This is a genomic window from Clostridium sp. DSM 8431, assembly GCF_900116755.1.
In the GTDB taxonomy this organism is placed as follows: domain Bacteria; phylum Bacillota; class Clostridia; order Clostridiales; family Clostridiaceae; genus Clostridium.
In genome coordinates, this window is record NZ_FPBY01000228.1 from 1 (window position 1) to 4,391 (window position 4,391).

Here is a 4,391-nt window from a genome sequence, read left to right on the forward strand (position 1 = left end):
AACACAATCAAAAAGTGTTTGATAAAAATCAATTACTGGTTGTGATGTAAATAAATCAACTATGTTAAAAATCTCTTGTCTTTGTATCATTTGTTAATACCTCCGTTAGTGCAACTAATTAGTTTATGTATCTATAATTAGTTTTATCCAAAGAGGTACAAAAGATACCAGGAAATTTGAGTGATATAGAAATCTCGGCTTTTCGAAGCCTTGATATATAAGGGTTAAGAAATATGATTAACCCTATAATATTTAATAACAGAAGGTGATATAAATGAAAATATTAACGAAAAAACATATAGCACGCTGTACTTTTTTTGCAATCATTTTATTATTAGGTGTTTTTTGCTATTATAAATTTTTCTTAAACGCAAAAAGAGAAGTAACAGTTAAAAAAAATGTGCTTTCTTCTTCGGCCCTATCTGAAGAAACCATTTATGGTCCATCTTATAATCCTACTTTAACTTTTGAATCAATGCCAATTTCAAAAGTTTCTAATATTACTTTTAATATTTTAAGTCACAAAAATATAAGGAATATTCCAGTTATATTAAAGGCTCAGCGCTACTATATTCCCTTAAATTACATAGCAAAAGTTTTACATTATACTGTTTTTGACAAAGGTGAACTTGTTTCTGTAATAGATAAAAATAACGAATTACTTCTTACATATGATACTTACACCTCAGATACTTCAACTGGAGACTTAAGAGGTAAATTAATTACTTATAATAATGAAAAATATATAAGTATCTCTGATATAGAACAACTTTTTAATTTAACAGCAATTTTTAATTTTGATGAAAGAAACATAACATTAGTTAATTCAGAGGTTGATAATACTTCTAATTATAAATCTACAGATGAAGATTCAGAAGTAGCATTATTTAGATTTGAAGACTTTACTAATGGTGAGGGTTATATGAAGGCTGAAAACCAAGTAAGGGTAAAATGCATGGGAGATTACTTATATTCATCAGGAATTAAGTTTCATATAGCATGGATTCCTAGATTTGTAGCTCCTACTGATGGCATTGATAATGATTTATTAAAAGCTAATAATATTTCTAATGTAGGCTTTGTTAACTTACTTGATTACTTAATAAATAAAGGTGCTGAAGTAGGTCTTCATGGTTATACTCATCAAAGTGGTAATGATAGAAGTGCTGTTGGTTCAGATTTTACTTCTGAAATTAATAATACAGAAGAAGAAGCTGCTACTTTAATTGAAAATAGTATTAATACAGCTTCAGCCTTAAATATTCCTGTACACTTCTTTGAAAGTACACATTATAGTGATACTCCTCTTCAACAAGAAGTTATAAAGAAATATTTTAAATATGCTTATGAACCATATGATTATAAAAACAATAATAATATATATAAAACTGATGATAACTTCTTCGTTCCAACTCCCCTTGGATTTGTAGAAAACGAAGATCCTACGCCAATAATTGATAAATTAAATTCACATGAACCTGGAATACTTAAAAGTTTCTTCTATCATGCTTCAATAGAAATGAGTTATGTTGATTATTCAATAGATAATGATACTTTATATTCAAATTTTAGTGCTGATTCTCCACTTGTAAAACTTATATCAGCAATAAATGATAATGGTTATACTACAGTTCATGTAGATGAATTAACAGATTAATCTATAAGAAATAGAGTGCGTCAAAATTCCTTTGATGCACTCTATTTTTATTATAAATATTTACTATTTTCCCCTTGACTCTTTTCAATTTAACTATTAAAATTTATTGTCTATTATTTTTTAAGGAGCAAGATAAAAAATGATTAATGGAAAAGATTTAAAAGATGAAAATATATATCTAAAGAAAACATTAGAAAAGATAAATGAATTATTAAGTTCTTTTGTTTCTGACAGTGAAGTTCAAAACAAAGACATTATTAAACATAGAAAATTCTTATGGGACAACAGAAATGAATTAGATGAAATTGAAATTAATGAAAACTGTAGTCAAGTTGCACTTAATGAAAAAATTCATTCTCAAAAAAATAATAAAATAAGAACTTTAGAAAGACAATTAAACTCCCCTTACTTCGCAAGATTAGATTTCAAAGAAGAAGGTGAAGATGAGGCAGACAGCTTTTATATTGGATTATCTACTATTGAAGATAAAGATACTTTTGATATATTTGTATTTGACTGGAGAAGCCCAGTTTCTAATATGTTTTATGATTTTGAAGTAGGTCCAGCATATTTTGATGCACCAGCAAGAAGAGTTTCTGGTGAAATAGAATTTACAAGACAATATAATATAAAAAATAATGAAATTGTATTTATGCATAATTCAAATGAAAGTTTATGTGATGAATCTTTAAATTCAATGTTAAGTGGTAATGCTACTGATAAGATGAAAAACATAGTAGCTTCTATACAAAAAGAACAAAATGATGTAATAAGAAGTGATGATAGTAAATTCTTATTTATTCAAGGTGCTGCTGGTTCTGGAAAGACTTCTATAGCCCTTCATAGATCTGCATACCTTTTATATAAACATAGAAAAGAACTTACAGCTGATAATATATTAATCTTCAGTCCTAATGAAGTATTTGCTGACTATATTTCAGACGTTCTTCCTGACCTTGGTGAAAGCAACATCCAGCAGACTACTTTTGAAATTTATGCTGCAAGATTTTTACCTCAAAATTATATTTATGAAAATAAAAATGATCACTTAGATTATATTTATTCTGATAATGTAAATAAAGAAGAATTTAGACTAAGAGCTAAGGCTATGGAATATAAAAACACTCCTGAATTTATGGAACTTTTAGATAAGTTTGTATTAGATGTTCCTAAGCTTATTACTACAATAAAACCTATAGTTATAGATGGAAAAGAAATTATAAGAAAAAAAGCTGTCGAAAGAACTTTCTTCGAAAGATTTAAGGATATTCCTTTCTTCAATAGACTTGATGTAATAAAGAATAGTTTATTTTCTCAATTAGAAACTAAATACTTAAATGATAAGGATAATGTGTATTTTGATTATGTAGAAGATAGAAAAGTTTTTTATGATTACTGCAGAGAAGAAGTTAGTAGACAGGTTGACAGCATGGTAAGTTCCTTTAACAATGTTTATATTTATAAACAGCTATGGAACAATATTAAAAACTACAGCAAAGATGATTTAGAAGATGTTAAGAATATAACATTAAAATATCTTGGAGAAAGTGAAGTTAAATACGAAGATATTACCCCTATCGTATATATAAGAGCTGCTCTTGAAGGCTTTAAGACTTATGATAATATAAGACACATTCTTATTGATGAAGCTCAAGATTATAGTCCTTTATTCTATGAAATTATAAAGAAGACATTCCCTAATGCTTCTATTACTATTATGGGTGATTTAAACCAAAGAATAGATAAACATTCAAATGTTAAGAATAGAGATGGTATAACTAAGGTATTTAATGATATAAAAACAGTAGTACTAACTAAAAGCTATCGTTCAACCTTTAATATAACAACCTTCTCAAAGGCTTTATTGGACAACCATGAACCTATAGAAGCTGTTTCTAGACTTGGAGACAACCCTGCTATTCATATTACAACTGATAACTTAGAAAAACAGATTTCTAAGACAATAAAGGATATGAAAGATAAGGATTATAAATCTATTGCTATAATCTGCAAAAACAGAAAAGCATGTGAAGATTTATTTGATAAATTAAAGGAATTTGATTCTGACATTAACTTAATTACAACTGATAAGTGCGAATTTAAGACAGGTGTAAATGTAATAACTTCATACTTAGCTAAAGGGTTAGAATTTGATGGAGTTATAATTGCTGATGGTGAAAACTATCTTGAAATGGAAGATAAGCATTTATTTTATACTGCATGTACAAGAGCTTTACATGAATTACATATATTTAGTAGTAAATCTTTGGATGCTATACTTCCAGAAGATAAATCTCTTTATGATTTTTATATATAAAAACAAAAAGTCTAATTTTTGTATAAATCCAAAAATTAGACTTTTTATTTTAATTAGAGATTAATAATCTTATACTTGTAAGCGTAAAAGTTTTCGGCGTCTTTTATTGCTTCAAAAATAGTAATAAAACATCCCTATAAAGTTATTGAGATTTACATCATACCTCAATTATCTTTATAGGGATTTACTATTTCTTATCTTTAATTTTTAGATCATCCGGTATCTTATCAGCCCAAGGCATAAGATTCTCTAAGCTTTCGCTATCGGTTGTATCTATATTTATTAAGTTATCAAAAAGATAAACTAAATACTTTTCTATAACCAGCTTATTAGCCTTGGCAGTTTCCACAATACTATATAAATAACTACTAGCAGTTGCTCCTTTTGCAGTATTAGCAAATAAGAAATTTTTTCTTC

The 4,391-nt window shown here is 27.1% G+C and carries 3 protein-coding genes; 2 read left to right on the top strand and 1 reads right to left on the bottom strand.

Annotated elements, in window-relative coordinates; genetic code table 11:
* Positions 1 to 274: 274 nt before the first annotated feature.
* Positions 275 to 1,657, top strand: coding sequence for a DUF2334 domain-containing protein (locus tag BM384_RS15820; RefSeq protein ID WP_090015047.1), 1,383 nt, complete (start codon positions 275 to 277; stop codon positions 1,655 to 1,657).
* Between the two features lie 139 nt (positions 1,658 to 1,796).
* Positions 1,797 to 3,974 carry a HelD family protein gene (locus BM384_RS15825; protein ID WP_090015049.1) on the top strand — a complete coding sequence of 726 codons (2,178 nt, stop codon included), beginning with the start codon at positions 1,797 to 1,799 and terminating at the stop codon, positions 3,972 to 3,974.
* Positions 3,975 to 4,161: 187 nt separating this feature from the next.
* Here the strand turns inward: BM384_RS15825 and BM384_RS18390 are convergent, their stop codons facing one another.
* Entirely contained in the window at positions 4,162 to 4,293 is a 132-nt protein-coding gene (locus tag BM384_RS18390) for a hypothetical protein (protein ID WP_242946074.1), read from the bottom strand.
* Positions 4,294 to 4,391 lie beyond the last annotated feature (98 nt).

Excerpts from the sequence above, each read along its gene's own strand:
- BM384_RS15820 (WP_090015047.1), top strand. The coding sequence starts at position 275 with ATGAAAATATTAACGAAAAAACATATAGCACGCTGTACTTTTTTTGCA.
- BM384_RS15825 (WP_090015049.1), top strand. The coding sequence starts at position 1,797 with ATGATTAATGGAAAAGATTTAAAAGATGAAAATATATATCTAAAGAAA.